Origin of the sequence: Aquabacter sp. L1I39, assembly GCF_017742835.1 — a bacterium.
GTDB lineage: Bacteria > Pseudomonadota > Alphaproteobacteria > Rhizobiales > Xanthobacteraceae > L1I39.
In genome coordinates, this window is record NZ_CP072392.1 from 3,035,668 (window position 1) to 3,055,978 (window position 20,311).

The 20,311-nt window shown below is 69.5% G+C and carries 20 protein-coding genes and 1 riboswitch; of the genes, 6 read left to right on the forward strand and 14 right to left on the reverse strand.

Annotation, left to right across the window (positions count from 1 at the left end; translation table 11 throughout):
* Positions 1–25: 25 nt before the first annotated feature.
* The gene (locus J5J86_RS13510) at positions 26–580 is read right to left on the reverse strand and encodes a hypothetical protein (protein WP_209098774.1); all 555 of its coding nucleotides are present in this window, start codon (positions 578–580) and stop codon (positions 26–28) included.
* A 337-nt stretch (positions 581–917) separates the two neighbouring features.
* Here J5J86_RS13510 and J5J86_RS13515 point away from each other — a divergent pair, with 337 nt between their 5' ends.
* Positions 918–1,403, forward strand: coding sequence for an Hsp20 family protein (locus tag J5J86_RS13515; RefSeq protein ID WP_209098777.1), 486 nt, complete (start codon positions 918–920; stop codon positions 1,401–1,403).
* Between the two features lie 260 nt (positions 1,404–1,663).
* On the opposite strand, the gene J5J86_RS13520 is transcribed toward J5J86_RS13515, so the two are convergent.
* From J5J86_RS13520 to J5J86_RS13550, 7 genes are all read right to left on the reverse strand, one after another.
* A complete protein-coding gene (locus J5J86_RS13520) occupies positions 1,664–2,851 on the reverse strand; it encodes an SGNH/GDSL hydrolase family protein (protein WP_209098780.1) in 1,188 nt (395 codons plus the stop codon).
* 332 nt (positions 2,852–3,183) lie between these two features.
* Positions 3,184–3,669, reverse strand: coding sequence for a F0F1 ATP synthase subunit B family protein (locus tag J5J86_RS13525; protein WP_446698689.1), 486 nt, complete (start codon positions 3,667–3,669; stop codon positions 3,184–3,186).
* Positions 3,670–3,741: 72 nt separating this feature from the next.
* Positions 3,742–4,461: a F0F1 ATP synthase subunit B gene (locus tag J5J86_RS13530; RefSeq protein WP_247657590.1), complete on the reverse strand. Its 720-nt coding sequence runs from the start codon at positions 4,459–4,461 to the stop codon at positions 3,742–3,744.
* 72 nt (positions 4,462–4,533) lie between these two features.
* On the reverse strand, positions 4,534–4,761 hold the full coding sequence (locus J5J86_RS13535; protein WP_209098783.1) for a F0F1 ATP synthase subunit C: 228 nt from the start codon (positions 4,759–4,761) through the stop codon (positions 4,534–4,536).
* Between the two features lie 48 nt (positions 4,762–4,809).
* On the reverse strand, positions 4,810–5,562 hold the full coding sequence (locus J5J86_RS13540; protein WP_209098785.1) for a F0F1 ATP synthase subunit A: 753 nt from the start codon (positions 5,560–5,562) through the stop codon (positions 4,810–4,812).
* Between the two features lie 61 nt (positions 5,563–5,623).
* A complete protein-coding gene (locus tag J5J86_RS24460; protein WP_247657592.1) occupies positions 5,624–5,791 on the reverse strand; it encodes an AtpZ/AtpI family protein in 168 nt (55 codons plus the stop codon).
* A gap of 379 nt (positions 5,792–6,170) precedes the next feature.
* A complete protein-coding gene (locus tag J5J86_RS13550) occupies positions 6,171–9,623 on the reverse strand; it encodes a chromosome segregation SMC family protein (protein ID WP_209098790.1) in 3,453 nt (1,150 codons plus the stop codon).
* 319 nt (positions 9,624–9,942) lie between these two features.
* On the opposite strand from J5J86_RS13550, the gene trxA reads away from it, so the two are divergent.
* A complete protein-coding gene (gene trxA / locus J5J86_RS13555; protein WP_209098792.1) occupies positions 9,943–10,869 on the forward strand; it encodes a thioredoxin in 927 nt (308 codons plus the stop codon).
* A gap of 9 nt (positions 10,870–10,878) precedes the next feature.
* Positions 10,879–11,553: an LON peptidase substrate-binding domain-containing protein gene (locus tag J5J86_RS13560; RefSeq protein ID WP_209098795.1), complete on the forward strand. Its 675-nt coding sequence runs from the start codon at positions 10,879–10,881 to the stop codon at positions 11,551–11,553.
* Positions 11,554–11,572: 19 nt separating this feature from the next.
* Here J5J86_RS13560 and J5J86_RS13565 read toward each other — a convergent pair whose 3' ends face one another.
* The 4 genes from J5J86_RS13565 to J5J86_RS13580 form a co-directional block, all read right to left on the reverse strand.
* Entirely contained in the window at positions 11,573–13,117 is a 1,545-nt protein-coding gene (locus J5J86_RS13565; RefSeq protein WP_209098798.1) for a cryptochrome/photolyase family protein, read from the reverse strand.
* Positions 13,114–13,287, reverse strand: a complete 174-nt coding sequence (locus J5J86_RS13570; protein ID WP_209098801.1) for a DUF2256 domain-containing protein — start codon at positions 13,285–13,287, stop codon at positions 13,114–13,116. The genes J5J86_RS13565 and J5J86_RS13570 overlap by 4 nt, the downstream gene beginning before the upstream one ends.
* Before the next feature lie 3 nt (positions 13,288–13,290).
* Positions 13,291–14,019 carry an SDR family NAD(P)-dependent oxidoreductase gene (locus tag J5J86_RS13575; protein ID WP_209098803.1) on the reverse strand — a complete coding sequence of 243 codons (729 nt, stop codon included), beginning with the start codon at positions 14,017–14,019 and terminating at the stop codon, positions 13,291–13,293.
* 65 nt (positions 14,020–14,084) lie between these two features.
* A complete protein-coding gene (locus J5J86_RS13580) occupies positions 14,085–14,429 on the reverse strand; it encodes a hypothetical protein (protein WP_209098806.1) in 345 nt (114 codons plus the stop codon).
* On the opposite strand from J5J86_RS13580, the gene J5J86_RS13585 reads away from it, so the two are divergent.
* Positions 14,428–15,513: an RluA family pseudouridine synthase gene (locus tag J5J86_RS13585; RefSeq protein ID WP_247657594.1), complete on the forward strand. Its 1,086-nt coding sequence runs from the start codon at positions 14,428–14,430 to the stop codon at positions 15,511–15,513. The two genes, J5J86_RS13580 and J5J86_RS13585, sit on opposite strands and share 2 nt — an antisense overlap.
* 177 nt (positions 15,514–15,690) lie before the next feature.
* Entirely contained in the window at positions 15,691–16,593 is a 903-nt protein-coding gene (gene rpoH / locus J5J86_RS13590) for an RNA polymerase sigma factor RpoH (RefSeq protein WP_209098811.1), read from the forward strand.
* 1,152 nt (positions 16,594–17,745) lie between these two features.
* On the opposite strand, the gene J5J86_RS13595 is transcribed toward rpoH, so the two are convergent.
* Both J5J86_RS13595 and J5J86_RS13600 read right to left on the reverse strand, forming a co-directional pair.
* Positions 17,746–18,189: an NUDIX domain-containing protein gene (locus tag J5J86_RS13595; protein ID WP_209098814.1), complete on the reverse strand. Its 444-nt coding sequence runs from the start codon at positions 18,187–18,189 to the stop codon at positions 17,746–17,748.
* 45 nt (positions 18,190–18,234) lie between these two features.
* Positions 18,235–18,861 (reverse strand): glutathione S-transferase family protein, encoded by a 627-nt coding sequence (locus J5J86_RS13600; protein ID WP_209098817.1) that lies wholly within the window; start codon positions 18,859–18,861, stop codon positions 18,235–18,237.
* Positions 18,862–19,052: 191 nt separating this feature from the next.
* Positions 19,053–19,152: riboswitch (TPP riboswitch) on the forward strand.
* On the opposite strand from J5J86_RS13600, the gene thiO reads away from it, so the two are divergent.
* Entirely contained in the window at positions 19,141–20,310 is a 1,170-nt protein-coding gene (gene thiO, locus J5J86_RS13605; RefSeq protein ID WP_209098819.1) for a glycine oxidase ThiO, read from the forward strand. (Overlaps the previous riboswitch by 12 nt.)
* The last annotated feature ends 1 nt before the right edge of the window (position 20,311 follow it).

Sequence of the window (20,311 nt, forward strand, 5' to 3'; positions counted from 1 at the left end):
CGCCCTGGCCGTGCGGCAAACGCGCTCAGTAGCGCATATCCTCGAAGCCGATCACTTCCATGCCACTGATGTCGCCGGTGTGGGCATCCAGAACCAGCCGCACCCGTTCCCGCCGGGGGCCGGTCGCCTCGCACAGATAGCTGGTGCCACGCATCTCCAGGTCCGAGACCCCGGTGAAACCCCAGCCCTCCAGGCGCCTCTGCACATCCACGGCCGAGCGCAGCGCGCTGCTCGCCGTCGGCGAGAAATAGGGCGAGAATGCCGGCGCCAGGAGGAGGGCCCGGCTGAGGCCGCTGCTTGAAGAGGTGGGGACCGGCCGAGGGGCCATTCCCTTCGTGACGGGGGGCGCGACGGGCGCCTCTGCCTTCGGGAATGTGACCGGCAGGAAGGGTTCTTCGGGGGCGGCAATGCGCACGAGGGTGCCTGGCGGTCCGTACCATCCCGCCTCATCGGCCTGGGCCACGCCCGACGCCTGGGCCGCATCCACCAAGGCCTTGAGTGCGGCGCACCTTTTCGGCGATTGCCAGCCAGGCCAGCAGACCGCCAATGCGAGCGTAAGAAGTGCGGCGCCTTTGCGCATGATCCGCCTCCCTGCCAGAGCGCGGCAGGATGCGTGGGTTACAACATGGCCGGCATCTCCGCCAGGGCGCCGGTTGAAGCCCATGGCCCCAAGCCATGCGCCGCCCGCGCCCCACGGCAACAGCCAAGCTTCACGGCACAATAGTCCTCGTCGGTGAATGCCGCCCCGCACGGGCATTCATTGTCGGTTCATAAATCTGCCACGCGCCCGTCTTGACGGCCCGAAGGGGGCTTCCCACATGCCGTTCAGCGTCGGTCATCGTGACGGCGCTGACCCCACCGGGTCCGGCTTCGGCGGGTCCGGATGCTTCAAGCGTATCGCTTTCGGAGGATATGCCATGCGTAGCTTTGACCTCACTCCCCTCTATCGCAACACCGTCGGCTTCGACCGTCTCTTCTCGCTGCTGGACACCGTCGGCGGCGTCGACGCGGCGCCTACCTATCCGCCCTACAATATCGAGCGGACCGGCGAGAATGATTACCGCATCACCGTCGCCGTGGCGGGCTTCACGGCCGATGAGCTCTCGATCGAGAGCAAGGAGAATGGTTTGACCATTCGCGGTGAGAAGACCGCGCAGGACAATGCGGAGCACAGCCAGGTGCTCTATCGTGGCATTGCTGCGCGCGCGTTCGAGCGCCGTTTCCAGCTGGCCGACCACGTGGAAGTGCGCGGCGCGCGCCTTGAGAACGGCCTGCTCCATGTGGAACTGGTGCGCAACATTCCCGAGGCCAAGAAGCCCCGGACCATCTCCATCGCCACCGCTCCAGCCGAGACCCCCCGCGTGACCGCGGCCAGCGAGGCGAGCGAAGCGAAGGCTGCCTGAGGCCAAGCGCCGGCCTCGGCCGGCGCACGTCTTCATGGTAGCCGGCCTCGGCCGGCGCACGTCTTCATGGATGGCCGGCCTCGGCCGGCGCACGTCTTCATGGATGGCCGGCCTCGGCCGGGGCACGTCTTCATGGATGGCCGGCCTCGGCCGGCGCACGTCCACAGGGATAGCCGGCCTCCCGGCCTCCCTTTGCCCCAAGGGGGGCCGAAGAATCAGCCAGGGCGCTCCGCAACGGCGGGGCGCCTTTTTTGCGGGATCTACTTGTCGCCGGGAGCGGAACCTGCTGCCGGCACGGCCGTGGCCGCCGGCGTGCGGGGCGGCCAGGAAAAGTCATCGGCGCGCCCTGCCGGTGGGGTCAGAGGCAGGCCTTCCTTGAGGGCCTTGACTGATTCGCCCGCATTGGCCGCCGCCGGGACGACCACCGGTTGCGCGGTGGTGCCGCCGGCAAGGAGGCTGGAGCCGCGCGGACGGTCGTTGAGGGACATCGGCCCCCGCGTGCCGTCACCAGGTCCGGCATCGGGCATCTGCTCCACCTCGGAGAGAATGCGGGCAATGTCCTTCTGGGCGAAGAAGGCAAGCTTGCGGCCGCCGGCCCGGGTGAAGCGCACACCGTCATTGAGACGCAGGCGCCGCCGCTGCCCGTCCACCGCGGCGCCGGAGGCGGTGTATTTCCCATCCTCGTCCACGAAACCGTCCCACACGTTCGCAAAAATGATTCCCGCTTTTGCCGCGTGGCTCTTCAGGATGTCGTTGAGGCGTTCATAATCGGCCATGGTGGCCGGGTTCTGCACCGGGGCGAGACCCACCACCACCACATTGCCGGCACGGGCGCGCAGCGCCGCAAGGAGATCATCCATCCTCTTGCCGTACAATTCGTTCCAGCGATCGGTGAACGGCTCGACGAGGGTGTCGCCGTCGCGGATGGGGTGAATATCGTTGGAGCCGAGGGCGACCACGGTTACCCCCGGCCGGGCGGCGCTCACCGCCTCCGGCCACTTGGCCATCCAATCGGTGACGTCGCTTGTCTCGCCAGGCAGATAGCCGCTGTCGTCGTCGGTGCGGGCGATCACCGCCGGGCTGCCCTTCTCCGTCACATAGCTGTCGGCGAGGCCCTTGGCGAATTGCGCGCCAAGCCGGTCTCCGATCACCAGGACGAATTTGGTCGGCGGCTGCTTCTTGCCCTGAACCGCTTCCTCGGCTGAGGAATAGACGGTGCCTTCCGGCTCCGGTGGCGGCTTGGGCGCCTGGGGCTGGACCTGCTGCTGGGGCTGCTGCTGCGGGGGCGGAAAGAGCGGCGCGAACGGGTTCCATCCGCCGAAAAGTCCACCACCGCCGCCACCCACATTGGCGGGTGGCCGGGGAATGCTGCCGGGCGGGCGCAGATCCTGCGCCTGCGCCAGTGCCGCGCCAAAGAGAATGGCCGCGGCCACCGCCACCCACGCCACGGCCTGAATCCGGCGCGCGGTGGCCGTCAGCCACGGGGCGGAGGGGCAGGGGACAGGGGCGTCAACGGGCGTCATGCATCAGCAATGGCCGACCTTGCCGGCGGTTTCAAGACGGGATGTCCCGCAGGCGCGCGGCGCAGACTGCGCCGCATTGGCCGTCCCGAGCCTGTAGCGCGGCCGTCGGCCGGGTCCCGCATCTCCTCCTTCTCCAGGGCGCAGGCGGTGTGCGCCCCAGGGCGGTCAAACGCAAAAACGCCGCCGGGCCGGAGCCGCGACGGCGTTGAAATGCCTTGGATACCGGAGAGGCTGCAGGTGCAGGCCTTCGATGACCCTCAGTTCAGCTTCGAGCGCACGTCGGCAATGGCCGAACCCACCAGCCGCTCACCCACCGCCGCGTCGCGGGCGATGCCGGAGAGCAGCCGCTCGGCCGCCTTCACCGCCGCGTCGGCGGCCACAGCCTTCACGTCGGCCACGGCCTGAGATTCGGCCTGGGAGATCTTCTCTTCCGCCATGCGGGTGCGGCGGGCCACGAAGTCTTCGAGCTTGGCGCGGGTTTCGGAGGCGAGGCGCTCGGCCTCGGCCTTGGCGGCGGTCACGATGGACTCGGCCTCGGTCTCCGCCTCGCGCTGCTTGCGCTTGTACTCGGCCACCAGCTTCTGCGCCTCTTCCTTGAGGCGCCGGGCTTCGTCCAGCTCGGCGGCGATGCGGGCACCGCGATTGTCCAGCGCCGCGGCGATGGTGCGGTGGACGCCGTAATAGAGCAGGATGGCGACGAACAGCAGGAAGGCGATGGCCACCCAGAGCTCGGCCAATTGCATCTCGTTCATGGCAGTCCTCGATCGCCTATGTCAGGTCGCCGCCCCCGCGCACAGGCGGGGCGGCAGGGAAAATCACGCGCCCGTCTTCTGGGCGAGGGCCGCGTCCACCGCCTGCTCCACATCCGCATTCTGGGCGGTGGTGCCGACCAGGCTGGAGACGATGGTGTTGGCCGTGTCCACGGCAATGCCGCGCACATGCGACATGGCCTCGGTCTTGGTGGCGCCGATGCGACGCTCCGCTTCCTCGAGCTTGGCGGCGAGGCTCGCTTCCAGGCTCTTGCGGTTGGTCTCGGTTTCGGCGGCGAGGCGGTTGCGCGCCTCACCGGCAATGGCGTTGGCCTTGTTGCGGGCCTCCACCAGGGCCTTCTCGTAAGCGGCCTGTGCGGCTTCGCTTTCCGCCCGGCGCTGCGAGGCCTCTTCCAGATCGCGGGCGATCCGGTCGTGACGCTCTTCCAGGATGCGGCCGATGCGCGGAAGCGTCACGCGGCTCATCAGGAAGTAGAGGGCGCCGAAGGTCAGAGCCAGCCAGAACAGCTGGGAGGCGAAATGGGTGGGGTTGAACGGCGGGAAGCCGCCGTGCTCACCATCCCCGCCATGTTCGCCGTGCACGGCATGGGCGAGTTCGCCCGTGCCGGGGGCCGCCGCATGGGCTTCGGCGACGACGAAGGAGGTCACCGTGTTCCACACCTTCTGGGGTGCGGTCTCGCTGCCGGCCACCACCGTTACCGGCCCTGCCATCAGCAGGAACCCCGTCACAGTCGCAGCGCCTATCAGCTTCCATGTCTTGGTCATGGCTCGCCTGTCCGTCCTTCGTCCATCAGGCTCCCGGGTCCCCCCCGGAAGCCGCCGCGCGTGTCGTGCCGATCAGGCCACGAAGAGCAGAACGAGGGCGACGACGAGCGAGAAGATGCCGAGACCTTCCGCGAGCGCCGCGCCGATGAACGCGCGGGCGAACTGGCCGTCAGCCGCAGAGGGGTTGCGCAGGGCGCCGGCGAGGAAGTTGCCGAAGATGTTACCGACGCCGATGCCGGCGAGACCCATGCCGAGGCAGGCGAGACCGGCGCCCAGGAACTTAGCAGCGTTCGCGTCCATAGTACTGCTCCTTGAGAAACACGTGAGGGGTCTTGATGAGGGCGGGGCTCAGTGGCCCGGATGCACCGCATCGTTCAGATAGATCGAGGTGAGGACCGCAAACACATAGGCCTGCAGCACCGCGACCAGCAGCTCGAGCGCCGTCAGCGCCACGATCATGAAGAAGGGAAGCACCGCGCCGAACCAGCCGGCGACGCCCAGCGAGGCAAGGCCGACAACGAAGAAGGCGAACACCTTCAGCGCGATATGGCCGGCCAGCATGTTGGCGAACAGACGCAGCGACAGCGAAATGGGGCGGGAGATGAAGGACACCACCTCGATCAGCACCACGAAGGGCAGCAGGAAGGAGGGCACGCCCGACGGCACGAACAGATGCAGAAAATGCGTGCCGTGCTTGAAGAAGCCGTAGACAATCACGGTGCCGATCACGAGCAGCGCAAGAGCGGCAGTGACGACGATGTGGGCGGTGATCGTGAAGGTGTAGGGGATGAGGCCAACCACGTTCGCGACGAACACGAACATGAAGAGGGAGAAGACCAGGGGGAAGAAGACCATGCCCTGGTTGCCGGCCGAGTCCCTGACCATCTTGGCTATGAATTCGTATGACATCTCCGCCACCGACTGCATGCGGCCCGGCACCAGGGTGCGGCCGCGGGTGGCGTAGGTCAGAAACAGGAAGATGGAGGCGACGATGCCGACCATGAAGGCGGCGGAATTGGTGAAGGAGACGCTGACGCCCGAGACATGCAGCAGCTCTACGTACCGCTGCACTTGAAACTGGTGGATCGGATCGATGTTCATCCGACACGCGCCTCTGTTCCGTGCGGCTTGCGCCGCCACAATTCCACATCCTCTACAGGGCTCATCCCTGCGGAGGCTTCTTTCCACCGGTCTCGCCGGCCGCGCGCATCATATTGAGCACGCCGGCGGCAAAGCCGATCAAGGTGAAGAGGATGATGCCCCAGGGCGACACCGAGAAGACGGTATCGATGCCCCAGCCGATCATGGCCCCCACCAAGGTTCCCGCCACGAACTCCGAACCCAGGCGAAAGGCCAAAGCCATGCCCGAGGCAGTGTTGTTGCGTTGCGGTCCCGTCGGCTGCGATTGGTCTTTTGGCCGCGCCTTGTCAAGCGCGGCATTCAGACGCTGAAGCCGATCCGCAAGCGCAGGGTCCCCCGCCTCCGGTTCGTGGTTCGACCGCCGTTGGTCCGTCTTCCGAGGATCGGAATCCGATCGTTTCGACATGGCACGAACTCCGGCTTCGCGGGTGTGGATCAGGCGATCACGGCCCCCCGAAACCGCGCGGCACCATAGTTGCGGCATATTTGAGTGTCAAGGAAAGCGCGGAGCGATTTAACTGCCTGAAAACACGCAAAAAATGGCAGTCAACTCAAGCCCTTGGCGCCGATCAGCTCACCTCGCGTAAGCGCTCGGCATGCTGCAGGTCCACAGACACCAGCCGCGAGACACCCCGCTCGGCCATGGTGACGCCGAACAGCCGGTCCATCCGCGCCATGCTGATGGGATTGTGGGTAATGACCAGGAAGCGGGTGTCCGTCAGCCGCGTCATTTCGTCCATCAGCACGCAGAAGCGTTCCACATTGGCGTCGTCGAGCGGCGCGTCCACCTCGTCCAGCACGCAGATGGGGGCGGGGTTGGTCAGGAACACCGCGAAGATCAGCGCCATGGCGGTGAGCGCCTGCTCGCCGCCGGAGAGCAAGGAGAGCGTCTGCGGCTTCTTGCCGGGCGGCTTGGCGATGATGTCGAGACCGGCTTCCAGCGGGTCGTCGGCGTCGGTCAGCACCAACTGGGCCTCGCCGCCACCGAACAGCGTGTCGAACAGCTTGCGGAAATGGCCGTCCACCACGGCGAAGGAGGCCTGAAGGCGCTCGCGCGCCTCGCGATTGAGGCTCTGGATGCCCGAGCGCAGGCGGCGGATGGCTTCGATCAGGTCGTCGCGCTCGCGGGTCAGGGTTTCCAGGCGCCCGTCCGCCTCCTCCAGCTCCACCTCGGCCCGCAGATTGACCGCGCCGAGGCGGTCCCGCTCCCGCCGCGCGCGCTCCAGGGCGGCTTCCACCACATCGAGGGGCGGCGGCTCCGCATCGGCGGTCAGGCCGGAGAGGGTGAAGGCGGTCTCGGGTGGCCCGTCCAGGGCATCGGTGATGTCGCGGGCCACGTCGTCCCGCCGTTGGCGCGCGGCCTCCAGGCGCGCCTCGCAGCGGGCGGCCTCCTCGCGTGCAGCGGAGAGGGCGGCGAGCGCGTCCTTGGCGGCCTGGTCGGCCGCCGCCAGCGCGGCCTCGCCCTCGGCCAAGCGATCGGCGGCGGCGCGGCGGGCGGCCTCTGCTTGCTCGGTTTCGGTCAGGAGGCGGCGGCGGCGCAGGATGATCTCGGCGGGGGCATCGGCCAGCCCGTCCAGTTCCGCCTGGGCCTCGTCGCGGCGGGTTTCCAGGGCGGCGATGCGAGCACCGGCGCCGCCGGCCCGCTCGGCCCAGGAGCGCCGTTCCCCGGCAATGGCTTCCAGGCGGCGCAGGCGGGCCGCCCGTTCGCGGTCCAGAGCCGAGGCCTGGGCGCGGGTTTCGGCGAGGCGCGCGCGGGCCTGCGCCGCCTGGGCACGGGCCTCGGCAAGGCTTGCCTCCATGAGCGCCGGTGATTCGAGGCTGGCCAATTCCGCCTGCAGGGCCCGTTCCGCCGCCTCCGCCTCGGCCCGGGCCGCGGCGATTCGGGCGCGGGCCTCGCCGAGCGCAGAGAGGCGCGCGGCATGCTGGGCGGCGCGGCGCTCGCCGGCGGCCTCCGCTTCCCGCGCCATTTCGGCGGCACGCTGGGCGGCGCGGCGGGCTTCGCGGGCCTGGGTCTCCGCCTGGCCCTCGGCGCGCACCTTCTGGTCGAGGGTCGCCGCCTCCATGCGCAGGCGCTCCACCGCGTGGCGGGCCTCCTCCGCCTCGGCGGTGAGGTCGGCGAGGCGGTTGCGCTCGGCGAGGCGCCGGGCGGCGGCGGTGGGCGCGTCGGCGGCGGCCACCAGGCCGTCCCAGCGCCACAGGTCGCCCTCCCGCGACACCAGCCGCTGGCCGGGCCGCAGGGCGGACTGGAGGCGCGGCCCCTCTTCCTTCGGCACCACCCCCACCTGGGCGAGGCGCCGGGCAAGGGCCGGCACGCCGGAGACGCGGACCGCCAGTGGTTCCGCGCCAGCGGGAAGGAGCGGATCGCCGGCCACGATGTCCGCGCCGGCCCAGCGGGCGGGCGCGCGCTCATCCTCGGGAAGGTCGAGGTCGTCCCCAAGGGCGGCGCCCAGCGCCACCTCATAGCCTTTTTCCACAGCGAGGAGGTCGGCCACGGATGGGAAGCGCCGGTCGGCGGACTGGAGCAGCTTGGAGAGGGTGCGGGCCTCGGTGTCGAGCCGCCCGAACCGGCGCTCGGCCTCGGCCAGCGTTGGCCGCAGGGCTTCGGCGGCGGCGCGGGCCTCCCCATGGGCCGCCTCGGCCAGCGCGGTCATTTCCTCGGCGGCATCCAGCCGCTCGCGGGCGGTGGCGGATGCTTCGCGCAGCCGTTCCAGGCCCTCGGTGCCCGCCTCCCGCCGCAACCGGCCTTCCTCCGCTTCCACGGAGGCATGCTCGGCGGCGGTGCGCATGAGGCGCGTGCGCACGTCCCGCATCTGGCCTTCCAGCACGCCGCGCCGGGCGCCGAGGTCCGCGAAGGCTTGGGTGCGCTCCTCCAGCATGGATTCGGCCTCGGCCAGGCGATCCTCTGCCTCCGAGCGGGCGATGGCGGCGTCCTCCTCCGCGATAACAGCGTCTTCCTGCTGGGCGGCGAGCACCTCCGCCTCCTCGGCGAGGCGCTCCAGTACGCCTTCCGCATCCGCCGAGAGGGCATGCTCGCGGGCGACATCCTGTGCCAATTGGGCGAGGCGGCGTTCCAGTTCCTGGTTGCGCACCGCGAGGCGGGCTTCCTCCCGGTCCAGTTCCTCGCGGGCATGAACGAGCCGCTGCACCCGGGCGGCGGCCTCCGCGTCCGCCTGCCGCAGGGCCGGCAGCACATGGGCCGCCACCGCCTGGAGCCGGGCGGCCTCCGCTTGGTCGCGGGTGCGGGCGGCGCCTTCGCCGGCCATATTCTCCATCTGGCGCTGGGCATCGGCCAGCGTCGCCGTCACCTCGCGCCAGCGCAGCCACAGGAGCGTGGCCTCCTGCCGGCGGATCTCCTCGGCCACGGCACGATACCGCACCGCCTGGCGGGACTGGCGGCGCAGGCTGTCCACCTGGGTGGCGAGCTGGGTGAGCACGTCCTCCAGGCGCAGCAAGTTCTGTTCGGCGCCCTTCAGGCGCAGTTCGGCCTCGTGCCGGCGGGCGTGGAGCCCTGCGACGCCCGCCGCTTCTTCAAGAATCCGCCGGCGCGCCGCCGGCTTGGCGCCGACGATCTCGCCGATCTGCCCTTGCCGCACCAAGGCCGGCGAGCGGGCGCCCGTTGAGGCGTCAGCGAACAGGAGATGGACGTCGCGGGCCCGCACGTCCCGGCCATTGATGCGATAGTTCGAGCCGGCGCCCCGTTCGATGCGCCGGACCACCTCGATCATGTCGTCGGCATTGAAGGCGGCGGGGGCCGTGTGGTCGGCATTGTCCAGTTGCAGGGCCACTTCCGCCGTGTTGCGGGCGGGGCGGGACGTGGTGCCGGCGAAGATGACCGAATCCATGTCCTGGGCGCGGAAGGCCTTGTGGGAGCTTTCCCCCATGACCCAGCGCAGGGCTTCCACCAGGTTCGACTTGCCGCACCCGTTCGGCCCGACGACGCCGGTCAGGCCGGGTTCGATCAGGAGTTCGGTCGGCTCCACGAAGGTCTTGAAGCCGGTCAGCCGAAGGCGGTTGAATTTCATCTGGGCGCGGTGTGCCAGTCCCTCTGCGGCGCGTCAATCAAGCCTGCGCCGGGCTTTTCCGGCGGGCAAGGGCGCGCGGCATTGCGTCCACACGCGCGGCCCACCTGTCCACCGCTTCCGGCACGCCGGTGACGGGGAACCGTCCGTGGCGGCCGAATGACGGCCCGTCAGGGGCGGGTGCGCATTAGGGCTTTCCCCCCATCCGTTCGCGCTCTAGAAGCGTGTTCACGGCGGTTGCGCCTGCGCGCCCGGATCCCATCTATGGGGCAGGCCCGTGGCGCACGACCGCAACCGGGCACAGCTTTTAAGGACCAGAACCATGCTGTTCAAGCAGGCGGGCGGGCCCCAGGCGGCGGCCCCGGGCGGGCAGGCCGGCGCGGATGATGTGACTGAGACCACCACCCAGACCTTCATGGCGGATGTGATCGAGGAATCGCGCCGCCGTCCGGTGCTGGTGGATTTCTGGGCGCCCTGGTGCGGCCCCTGCAAGACGCTCGGTCCCATCATCGAGCGCGCGGTGGCCGCCACCAAGGGCAAGGTCAAGCTCGTCAAGATGAACATCGACGAGCATCCGGCGGTGGCGCAGCAATTGCGCATCCAGTCCATTCCCACCGTCTATGCCTTCGTCAACGGCCAGCCGGTGGACGGTTTCATGGGCGCGCTGCCGGAGAGCCAGATCAAGGCCTTCATCGAGCGCCTCATGGGCGGGCCGGCGGATGCCGACATCGCCGAAGTGCTGGCCGCCGCCGACGCGGCGCTGGCGGAAGGCGACGCGGCCGGCGCGGCGGAGATTTTCGCCCATGTGCTGGCCCAGGAGCCCGACAATCTGAAGGCGCTGGGCGGCCTCGTCCGCGCCCAGGTGGCGGGCGGCGCCCTCGACCAGGCCAAAGCGACCCTGTCCATGGTGCCCGCCGGCAAGGAAGGCGACAGCGCCATCACCGCCGCCAAGGCCGCCCTGGACTTGGCCGAGCAGGCCGCCGCTTTGGGCGACCTCGCCACCCTCCAGGCCAAGGTCGACATCGACCCCCTGGATCACCAGTCCCGCTTCGACCTCGCTCTCGGCCTCAATGGCCGGGGCCGTCGCGAGCAGGCGCTCATCCATCTGCTCGACATCGTCAAGCGGGATCGCAGCTGGAACGAGGATGCGGCGCGCAAGCAACTCCTCCAGCTGTTCGAGGCCTGGGGCCCCACCGATCCGCTGACCATTTCGGGACGTAAGAAACTTTCGGCGATCCTGTTCGCCTGAAGGAGCATTGTGGCTAACCGCCGTTCGTATCATGCGCCGGGCGACGTGCCCGGCACCGCCGCGGTCTTCCCGCTGTCCGGCGCGCTGCTTCTGCCGCGCGCCGAATTGCCGTTGAACGTGTTCGAGCCCCGCTATCTGGAGATGGTGGACGACGCGCTCGCGGGCGACCGTCTCATCGTCATGGTCCAGCCGGACGAGACCAAGCCCGAGACCGCGCATGGCCCCGTGCCATACAAGGTGGGCTGCATCGGCCGGATCACCCAGTTCTCTGAGACCGGAGACGGGCGCTATCTCATCACGCTCACCGGCATCTGCCGGGTGCGCATGGGCGCCGAGGAGACCACGGACACCCCTTATCGGCGCTTCGCCATCGACGCCTCCGACTTCGGCGCCGATTTCGACGAGAGCGCCGGCGAGGAGGATGTGGACCGCACCGCGCTGCTCTCGGCGCTGGCCGCCTTCCTGGAGGCGAACCACCTGGAGGCCGACTGGGACGGCATCCAGCAGGCGGGCACCGAGACCTTGGTGAACGCGCTCTGCGTCATGTCGCCCTATGGCGCCCTGGAGAAGCAGGCGCTGCTGGAGGCGGGGACGCTGAAGGAGCGGGCGGAGATGCTGGTGGCCATCACCCAGATGCTGCTCGCCCGCATGCCCGGCGATGACGGGGAATCCTCCCTCCAGTGAGGGCTGGCGGCGCGCCGCCTCATGACCATTGCCCCGTGGCCGGCAGGCTGTCGAGGAAGGCGTCCGCCTGCGCCTTGAGGCGCGCCTTGCGCTCCGGGGGCATGCGTTCCAGCGTGCGATAGGGCATGGCCATGCGGGGATTGCCGGCGAGGGCGCCGGCATGGTCCATCAGGAAGGTCCAATAGAGGAGGTTGAACGGGCAGGCGCCCGGCCCCTCCTTGACGTCCGGGTCATAGGCGCAGCCCCGGCAATAGTCCGACATGCGGTTGATATAGGCGCCCGAAGCCGCATAGGGCTTGGAGCCGAGCCGCCCGCCGTCGGCATGCAGCACCATGCCGTGGACATTGGGCAGTTCCACCCACTCGAACGCATCCACATAGACAGCCAGGTACCAGGCCTCCACCTGGCGCGGCGCGATGCCCGCCAAAAGCGCGAAGTTTCCGGTGACCATCAGGCGCTGGATATGGTGCGCATAGGCGGTGCGGCGGGTGACATCCACCACCGCGCGCAGGCAGGCCATGTCCGTCTCGCCGGTCCAGTAGAAGTCGGGCAGGTCCCGCTGGGCGTTGAGATGGTTGGTGTCCGCATAAGTGGGCATGTCGTGCCAATAGAGACCCCGCACGAATTCCCGCCAGCCCAGGATCTGCCGGATGAAGCCCTCCACCCCATTGAGGGGCGCCGCGCCCGCCCCATAGGCCGCCTCCGCCCGCAGGCACACCTCAAGGGGCGTGAGGAGGCCGGCATTGAGATAAGGCGAGAGGAGGCCGTGGAAGAGGAAGTCCTCCCCGGCCTTCATGGCATCCTGATAGTCGCCGAAGCGGGGCAGGGCGGTGGCGATGAAATCGTCCAGCGCCTGGAGGGCATCCGCCCGCGTCACCGCCCAGCCGAAGCCCTCCAGCGTCCCGAAATGGTTGCCGTAGCGCGCCTCCACCAGGGCCATCACCTCCCGGGTCACCCCGTCCGGGGCGAAGCGTCGGCGAGCCGGAAGCGGCAAGGTGTCCGGCAGGCGGCGGCGGTTTTCCGGGTCGAAGTTCCAGCGCCCGCCAGCGGGCTCATCGCCATCCATGAGAAGGCCGGTGCGCCGGCGCAGGGTGCGGTAGAAATATTCCATGCGCAGCTGGCGCTTGCTGCCAGCCCAGGCGGCGAAGTCGTCGTGGGAGGCCAGGAACCGTGTGTCGGGGCGGATTTCCAGCGGCACGGGCAGGCCGTTCCGCCAATCCTCCATCATCTGGCGCACCCGCCATTCCCCGGGCTCGGTCATGACGATATGTGCGGGCGCGTGGCGGGCGATGGCCCGCTCCAGCTCGGCGCCGAAGGTGCCGCCATTGGCGGGATCGTCGAGGCGCACATAGTCCACCGCGATGCCTTCCGCCTGAAGCTCCGCCGCGAAATGGCGCATGGCGGAGAGCAGGAAGACGATCTTCTGCTTGTGGTGGCGCACATAGGTGGCTTCTTCGTCCACCTCCACCATCAGCACCACGTCCTTGTCCCGGTCGAGGCCGTCCAGGGCGGTGAGGTTGCGCGTGAGCTGGTCGCCCAGGAGGAAGCGCAAGGTGCCGCTCATGGCGCGCCCGTCCGGCGATTGCGGTTGGCCCGGCAGCGGTCGGAGCAATAACGCACCTCGTCCCACACCGCCTTCCATTTGCGCCGCCAGGCGAAGGGCCGGCCGCAGGTGGCGCAGATGCGGGTGGGCAGATCCGCTTTCTCCACCCTCTTTGGGCGCGGGCCGGGCATGGCTCAGCCCTTGGTGCGCAAGGTGGAGCGCCCGCCATCGACGCCGATGACCTGGCCGGTGATCCAGTCCGCCTCCGGCGACAGGAGGAAGGCGGCGAGCCCCGCGCTGTCCTGCGCCTCCCCGAGGCGCGGCAGGGCATGGAGGCCGGCAATGGCGCCGGCCATTTGCGGGCTGGAGGTGAGCGAGGCCGCCAGCGGCGTCTTGGTGAGGGAGGGCGCGATGGCATTCACCCGAACCTTGGGGGCAAGCTCGGCCGCCAGAGACAAGGTGAGGCCTTCCACCGCGCCCTTGGCCAGCGACACCGACACATGGGCGGCAAAGCCCTGGCGGGCGGCGACCGAGGAGAAGAGGACCACGCTCGCCGTGCCCTCATGGGCCTTCAGCGCCGGCAAGGCGGCCTGCACGGCGAGGGCGGCGGCGCCCGCATTGAGCCAGAAGTCCGCCTTGATGTCCGCCGCCGACACCCGATGCAGGGGCTTCAGGGTGATGGAGCCCACCGCATAGGCAAGGCCGGCCAGCGCCGGCCCCGCCTCCGCCGCGGCGCGGGGGAAGAGGGTTTCGTCGGTGACGTCGCCCTGCGTGCTGGTGGCGCCGGTCTCATCTGCCACGGCGGCGAGGCGCGCGGCGTCCCGCCCCACCAGATGCAGACCGAAGCCCTTGGCCTTCAGCGTCCGGGCCAGGGCCGCGCCAATGCCGCCGCTGCCGCCATAAATGAGCACCTTGCCTGCCATCGTCAGCCCTCATGCGGCCTCAAGCGGGCCGGTGAGGGCAGTTACGGCGCAGGTGGGGCTTTGGTTCAGGGCTCCACGGCGAACTTCAGGCGGCCCGTCGGGGCGAGGGTGTCGAGGCGGAAGGTGCGGATTTCCACCGTGCCGCCCACTTTCAGGGTCAGCACCAGGGTATCGCCGCTGACCGCCGTGGAGACGACCTCCGCGCCCTTGGGCAAGGTGGTGGTGATCTCGCCGGGGCTGGCCACCTTGTCGCGGAGCATGCGATAGGCAATGACGCCGAACACGGATGCCAGACCCAGCACCATGATCAGGCCCGAGACCATGGAGAAGCGGCGCACCTTGCGCAGCACCCGCTCCTGTTCGGGCGTGAGGGGCTCCTGGGTGTCGGGTTCGAGCGGACGGTTGAACATGAAAGAGCCTGACGTGAGTGGACCTGTGGTGCGTGGACCCGGCTTCGACGCGGACGATGACTTCGCCTGCGACCTCGCACAAGACGGGGACGCCGCCGGAGCGGAGACCGTCGCGGTCACGGTCGAGCCCGCCGATGCGGGGTCCCGAACGGACCGTTTCCTTGCCGGCCGCCTGCCGGACCTCAGCCGCACCCGCCTCCAGCGGCTGGTGGCGGACGGCCGCGTGCGGAACGGCGAGCGAGTGGTAGGAGACGCGGCCGAGCGGGTCAATGCCGGCGACGTGCTCACCGTGGCCGTGCCGGCGCCCGAGCCCGCCGAACCGGTGCCGCAGGACATCCCGCTCAACGTGGTGCACGAGGATGCCCACCTGATCGTGATCGACAAGCCCGCCGGCCTGGTGGTGCATCCCGCGCCCGGCCATTGGGATGGCACGCTGGTCAACGCTTTGCTGCACCATTGCGGGGACAGCCTCTCCGGCATTGGTGGCGTGCGGCGGCCGGGCATCGTGCACCGGCTGGACAAGGACACGTCGGGCCTCCTGGTGGTGGCCAAGACCGATGCCGCCCACAAGCACTTGGCCGCCCAGTTCGCCGACCATGGCCGCACCGGCGACCTGACCCGCGCCTATCTGGCGTTCGTGTGGGGCGCGCCGGAGCATCGCGGCACGGTGGACGCGCCCATCGACCGCCATGCCACCAACCGCCAGAAGATGGCGGTGCGGACCTCAGGGCGGGAGGCCATCACCCATTGGCGGCTCATCGAGACCTTCCTCGATGCCTCGGGCGAGGTGGTGGCCAGCCTGGTGGAATGCCACCTGGAGACCGGGCGCACCCACCAGATCCGCGTCCACATGGCCCATATCGGGCATCCCCTTCTGGGCGACGAGGTCTATGGGGCGGGCTTCCGCACCAAGATGTCCCGCCTTCCGGAGGCGGCGCAGGCCATGCTGAAGGCGCTGGACCGGCAGGCGCTGCACGCCGCGCATCTGGGCTTTGCCCACCCCGCCACCGGCGAGGTGATGGGCTTCGACAGCGAATTGCCGGCGGATCTCGCCGCCCTGGAGACGGCGCTGCGGGCCGGGTGAGGCGCCTCCGGCTACCACCTTGGGTCGCGCCGACGTGAACGGACAAGGCCTTCCCGCGCCGGGGATCCAATCTTTCGCAATGCCGTTATGGAAGATATGATGCGCTTTCGCTGCCGGCGTCTCGCGGCAGCGTGTGTGGCTGCTCGCGTCGAGGGCCACGAGGGAAGGAGGCCTTTCATGGCCACGGCACGCCACATGCCCATTCCGTCCGCAGAGGGCGGTCTGTCGCGCTATCTCGAGGAGATCCGGCGGTTCCCCATGTTGGAGCCGCAGGAGGAATATATGCTGGCCAAGAGCTGGCGCGAGCATGGGGATCGCGATGCGGCCCATCGGCTCGTCACCAGCCATCTGCGCCTCGTGGCGAAGATCGCCATGGGCTATCGCGGCTATGGCCTGCCCATTTCCGAAGTGATCTCCGAGGGCAATGTGGGCCTCATGCAGGCGGTGAAGCGGTTCGAGCCCGACAAGGGCTTCCGCCTCGCCACTTATGCCATGTGGTGGATCCGCGCCTCGATTCAAGAATATATCTTGCGGTCGTGGAGCCTCGTGAAGATGGGCACCACGGCGGCGCAGAAGAAGCTGTTCTTCAACCTGCGCAAGGCCAAGAGCCAGATCTCGGCGCTGGAGGAGGGCGACCTGCGCCCCGACCAGGTCAAGCAGATCGCCACCAAGCTGGGCGTCACCGAGGACGAGGTGGTGGAGATGAACCGCCGCCTCGGCGGCGACGCCTCCCTGAACGCCCCGCTGCGCGACGATGGCGACAGCGGTGAGTGGCAGGACTGGCTGGTGGACGAGCGCGATGACCAGGAAAACGCGCTCGCCGAGCAGGAGGAGATGGACAATCGCCGCACGGCTCTGGCCGGCGCGCTGTCCGTGCTCAATGACCGCGAGCGTCGCATCTTCGAGGCCCGCCGCCTCGCCGAGGACCCGGTGACCCTGGAAGAACTGGCCGCCGAATTCGGCGTCTCCCGCGAGCGCGTCCGCCAGATCGAGGTGCGCGCCTTCGAGAAGGTGCAGAAGGCGGTGGTGGACCGCGTCCGCTCCCTGGAAGAGCCCACGGCGGAGACCGAGCCGGCCTGATTGGGCTGGCGGTCGGGTTGGCTTGGCATGGGCGTGGCTGCGATGGCACTGCGCGTCCGCGGGTGTCAGGCGCCTCCGGGTCAAGATCGGCGCCACGCGCTCGCCTGACCGTAATGGCCGGGCTTGTCCCGCAAGTCGTCTGTTGACGACGTGCGCCCCTCGTCTCGGAACCCGCACACATGCGGGTTCCGGCCATCCACGGGGCTCCGCAAGGACGGACTTAAGGGAGAGCCGTGGATGCCCGGGACAAGCCCGGGCATGACAGCCGGGGAGGGCCCGCCCGATCGTCCGACCGGGCATGTCCTTGGCCGGCCTGCGCTGAGTGCTACATTTCAAACAGCTTTAATGGTCTCCGTGCCGGGGGCTCGTGGGCCGGGTCCGCCGTGCGAAGGCGCCTGACCTTTGCTCCCACCGTCCGCCGCCTTTTCCCCTCCCTATCCCTCCCCCGCTTTGCGGGAGAGGGGACTTTGGTGCGCTTGGGCCGGGCGGTGGCTCTGCTCTGCTCCGGCGTCGGCATCTCGGCCTCTCCCCAGCGGGACAGGCCCCCTCTCCCGCAAAGCGGGGGAGGGTGGGGGAGGGGGCAAGGACGCGACGCCACGAGCAAGCTCGCCCCTCTGACGCCCCAGCACCAACATCCCCGCCAAAGGCAGGGGTGGAGGGATGCGGGAGCGGCCGGGGGATGAAGGTGCTGGGGGCGTCAGAGGGGCGCGCATGAGTGCGGCGTTGCGTCTTGGCCCCCTCCCCAACCCTCCCCCGCTTTGCGGGAGAGGGGGCCGGTTCCGCCGGGGGAGAGGTTGGGATGACAGACGCCGAGGCAGAGCAGAGCCACCGCCCCGACCGGGCGCACCAAAGTCCCCTCTCCCGCAAGGCGGGGGAGGGATAGGGAGGGGGTAGAGGGCCGGGGCAGGACGCAGCTTTGGGGGAAGAGGACGCTTCACCGTCCGCCACTCCCCCTCCCCAACCCTCCCCCGCTTCGCGGGAGAGGGGGCCGGTTCCGCCGGGGGAGAGGTTGGGATGACAGACGCTGAGGCAGAGCAGAGCCAGCGTCCCGCCAAGCGCACGAAAGTCCCCTCTCCCGCAAGGCGGGGGAGGGTTAGGGAGGGGGGCGAGGGGGAACAGGGAGGGCGCCGGACGCCGCAAGATCAGGCCCCCTCACCACCGATCCGTCCGCTCCATTTCGCCCCGCACTTCCGCAAGGCGACGGGCGGTGCCGGGGGAGGTGTCGGCGGGCGGCGCTTCGAGGGGGAAGAAGGCGATCTCGCGGATTTCCGCATTGGGCTTGGGGGTGGGGCCACGGGAGAAGGCGGGCACGAGGAAGCAGGCCACATGGTCGCGGCCACCGAAGCGGGCATTGAAATAGAGGCCGTGCAGCACAAGCGGCGCGGTGGCGGAGACGTTGGTCTCCTCCAGCAATTCCCGCCGCGCGGCGGCCTCCGCACTCTCGCCCGCATCCACGCCGCCGCCCGGCAAATGCCAGCCGGGCGCATAGCCGTGGCGGACCAGCAGCACATGGCCGTCCTCGTCCCGCACGATGGTGCGAACGCCAAGGGTCAGGCCATGGGTGATGCGGCGCAGGAGCGGGCGGAAGGGCAGCATGGTCAGACTCTAAACGCCTTCCGGCCCCGCGCCGCAAGGCCCGGCTCAGGCGCTGGCGGCCTTCTCCAGTTCCGTAAGGCCTTCCGCCTCGATGGCCTCGGCGCGCTGGAAGGCGGGGCGGGCGACGCAGCGGGCCACATAGGCCTCCAGCACCGGCCGATCCTTCACCAGCTTGAGCAGGTGCATGCCGTACCACAGGCTCATGCCCAGCATGATGTCGGCGGCGGAAAAGCGCTCGCCCAGCACCCACGGCCCGGTGGCCAACTGGTCCTCCAGCACGCCCATGACCTGGTCGAAGCTGCCCCAGCCGGCCGAGCGCGGGGGAATGGCGACGCCCGCCATCCGCTCCACGAAGGCGGATTCCATGCAGGCGGCATCGAAGAACATCCAGTGCAGATAGGGTCCGCGGGCGGGATCGCCGATACCAGGCGCAAGGCGCCCGTCGGGCGCGAGATCCGCCACATAGGCGCAGATGGCGCCGCTCTCGGCGAGGCGGGCCGGGCCGTCCTCCAAGGCGGGCACCTTCATCATGGGATTGATGGCCCGGTATTCCGCGCTCTTGAGGCGCGCGCTGCCCAGCGGCACCAGCTCGCGTTCATAGGGCAGGCCGGATTCCTCCAGCAGCCAGAGGGTGCGGAAGGCGCGGCTGTGGGGGGCCCAATAAAGCTTCATGGCGAATCCTCCTGTGGGCGAGAACATAGGGGGAACGATTGCCCCTGTCGATCCGCACCGCCGCCATTGCCCTTCCGCCCGGCCCAAGCTAGAGCGGGCAGGTGGGAAGGGGCGCCGGGCCGGTGCGGCCTCACCGCGCGGGCCGGCCGGTCGGTTTCCCTTGCCGTCGAAGGGGCATCGCGCGATACTGTCGCAACGGCCTGGGGTGCCGCGCATCATGCGCGGCTGAGATCATACCCATCGAACCTGTCTGGGTCATTCCAGCGTAGGGAGGAGCCGATGAGCCAAGGCTTGTCGTCCTTTAATTCTGTCCCCGCCGACCGCCCCCGCATCGCCATCATCGGCGCGGGCGTGATCGGCCTTGCCATCGGCTGGCGCCTTGCACAAGCGGGGGCCAGCGTGGATCTCTTCGATGCCGGCGTCGCCGGCCAGGGCGCCAGCCATGCCGCCGCCGGCATGCTCGCCGCCTGCGCCGAGCTGGAGCCGGGCGAGGAAGACCTGCTCGCCCTGAACCGCGAGAGCCAGCTCCTGTGGCCCGGCTTTGCCGCCGATCTTGAGGCGGCCAGCGGCCAGGACGTGGGCTATCGGGAAAGCGGCACCCTGGTGGTGGCGCTCAATGCCGACGATGCCGGCAAGCTGCGCCATCAGCACACGCTTCATCGCAAGCATGACTTGCCGGTGGAGTGGCTGACCGCCGCCGAGGCGCGGCGCCGCGAGCCCTATCTCAACACCCGCCTTGCCGGCGCGCTCTGGTGCCCGGAAGACCATCAGGCCGACAACCGGCAGGTGGCCGCCGCTCTGAAGGTGGCGGCGGAAAAGGCCGGTGCCCGCATTCACGAGCACATGCCCGTGGACGCCGTGGAAAGCGCCGGCGGCGTGGCGCGCGGCGTGCGCATCGGCGGCCGGCTGCATGAGGCTGATGTGGTCATCCTCGCCGCCGGCGCCTGGTCGCGCAGCATCACCATCGCGCCCGCCGCGCCCTTGCCGGTGCGGCCGGTGAAGGGGCAGATGCTGTCCCTCCAGATGGACCCGGCCAATCCCGTGCTCACCCATGTGGTGTGGGGGCCGGGCATCTATATGGTGCCCCGCAAGGATGGCCGGCTCATCCTCGGCGCCACGGTGGAGGAGAAGGGCTTCGACACCACCCTCACCGCCGGCGGCCAATTGGCGTTGCTCACCCATGCCTGGCGGGCGGTGCCCACCATCGAGGAATTGCCCATCCTGGAGCAATGGGTCGGATTCCGCCCCGGCAGCCGCGACGATGCCCCCATTCTCGGCGCCTCCGGCGTGCCGGGCCTCATCCACGCCACCGGCCACCACCGCAACGGCATCCTGCTTCTGCCCGTCACCACCAAGGTCATTGTCGACCTGGTGCTGGAGGGCCGGGCCGATCCGCTGGCGGCGCCGTTCGGCGTCGACCGTTTCACCCCTCGCGCCGCGGCGGAGTAGC

Bases quoted from the DNA above. Each gene is read 5' to 3' on its own strand.
- J5J86_RS13575 (WP_209098803.1), bottom strand. From the start codon at position 14,019: ATGGCAGGCAAGGTGCTCATTTATGGCGGCAGCGGCGGCATTGGCGCG.
- thiO (WP_209098819.1), top strand. From the start codon at position 19,141: ATGAGCCAAGGCTTGTCGTCCTTTAATTCTGTCCCCGCCGACCGCCCC.
- rpoH (WP_209098811.1), top strand. From the start codon at position 15,691: ATGGCCACGGCACGCCACATGCCCATTCCGTCCGCAGAGGGCGGTCTG.
- J5J86_RS13550 (WP_209098790.1), bottom strand. From the start codon at position 9,623: ATGAAATTCAACCGCCTTCGGCTGACCGGCTTCAAGACCTTCGTGGAG.
- J5J86_RS13535 (WP_209098783.1), bottom strand. From the start codon at position 4,761: ATGGACGCGAACGCTGCTAAGTTCCTGGGCGCCGGTCTCGCCTGCCTC.
- J5J86_RS13595 (WP_209098814.1), bottom strand. From the start codon at position 18,189: ATGCTGCCCTTCCGCCCGCTCCTGCGCCGCATCACCCATGGCCTGACC.
- J5J86_RS13580 (WP_209098806.1), bottom strand. From the start codon at position 14,429: ATGTTCAACCGTCCGCTCGAACCCGACACCCAGGAGCCCCTCACGCCC.
- J5J86_RS13600 (WP_209098817.1), bottom strand. From the start codon at position 18,861: ATGAAGCTTTATTGGGCCCCCCACAGCCGCGCCTTCCGCACCCTCTGG.
- J5J86_RS13585 (WP_247657594.1), top strand. From the start codon at position 14,428: ATGAAAGAGCCTGACGTGAGTGGACCTGTGGTGCGTGGACCCGGCTTC.
- J5J86_RS13540 (WP_209098785.1), bottom strand. From the start codon at position 5,562: ATGAACATCGATCCGATCCACCAGTTTCAAGTGCAGCGGTACGTAGAG.
- J5J86_RS13565 (WP_209098798.1), bottom strand. From the start codon at position 13,117: ATGAGCGGCACCTTGCGCTTCCTCCTGGGCGACCAGCTCACGCGCAAC.
- J5J86_RS13515 (WP_209098777.1), top strand. From the start codon at position 918: ATGCGTAGCTTTGACCTCACTCCCCTCTATCGCAACACCGTCGGCTTC.
- J5J86_RS13570 (WP_209098801.1), bottom strand. From the start codon at position 13,287: ATGCCCGGCCCGCGCCCAAAGAGGGTGGAGAAAGCGGATCTGCCCACC.
- J5J86_RS13530 (WP_247657590.1), bottom strand. From the start codon at position 4,461: ATGACCAAGACATGGAAGCTGATAGGCGCTGCGACTGTGACGGGGTTC.
- trxA (WP_209098792.1), top strand. From the start codon at position 9,943: ATGCTGTTCAAGCAGGCGGGCGGGCCCCAGGCGGCGGCCCCGGGCGGG.
- J5J86_RS13525 (WP_446698689.1), bottom strand. From the start codon at position 3,669: ATGCAATTGGCCGAGCTCTGGGTGGCCATCGCCTTCCTGCTGTTCGTC.
- J5J86_RS13510 (WP_209098774.1), bottom strand. From the start codon at position 580: ATGCGCAAAGGCGCCGCACTTCTTACGCTCGCATTGGCGGTCTGCTGG.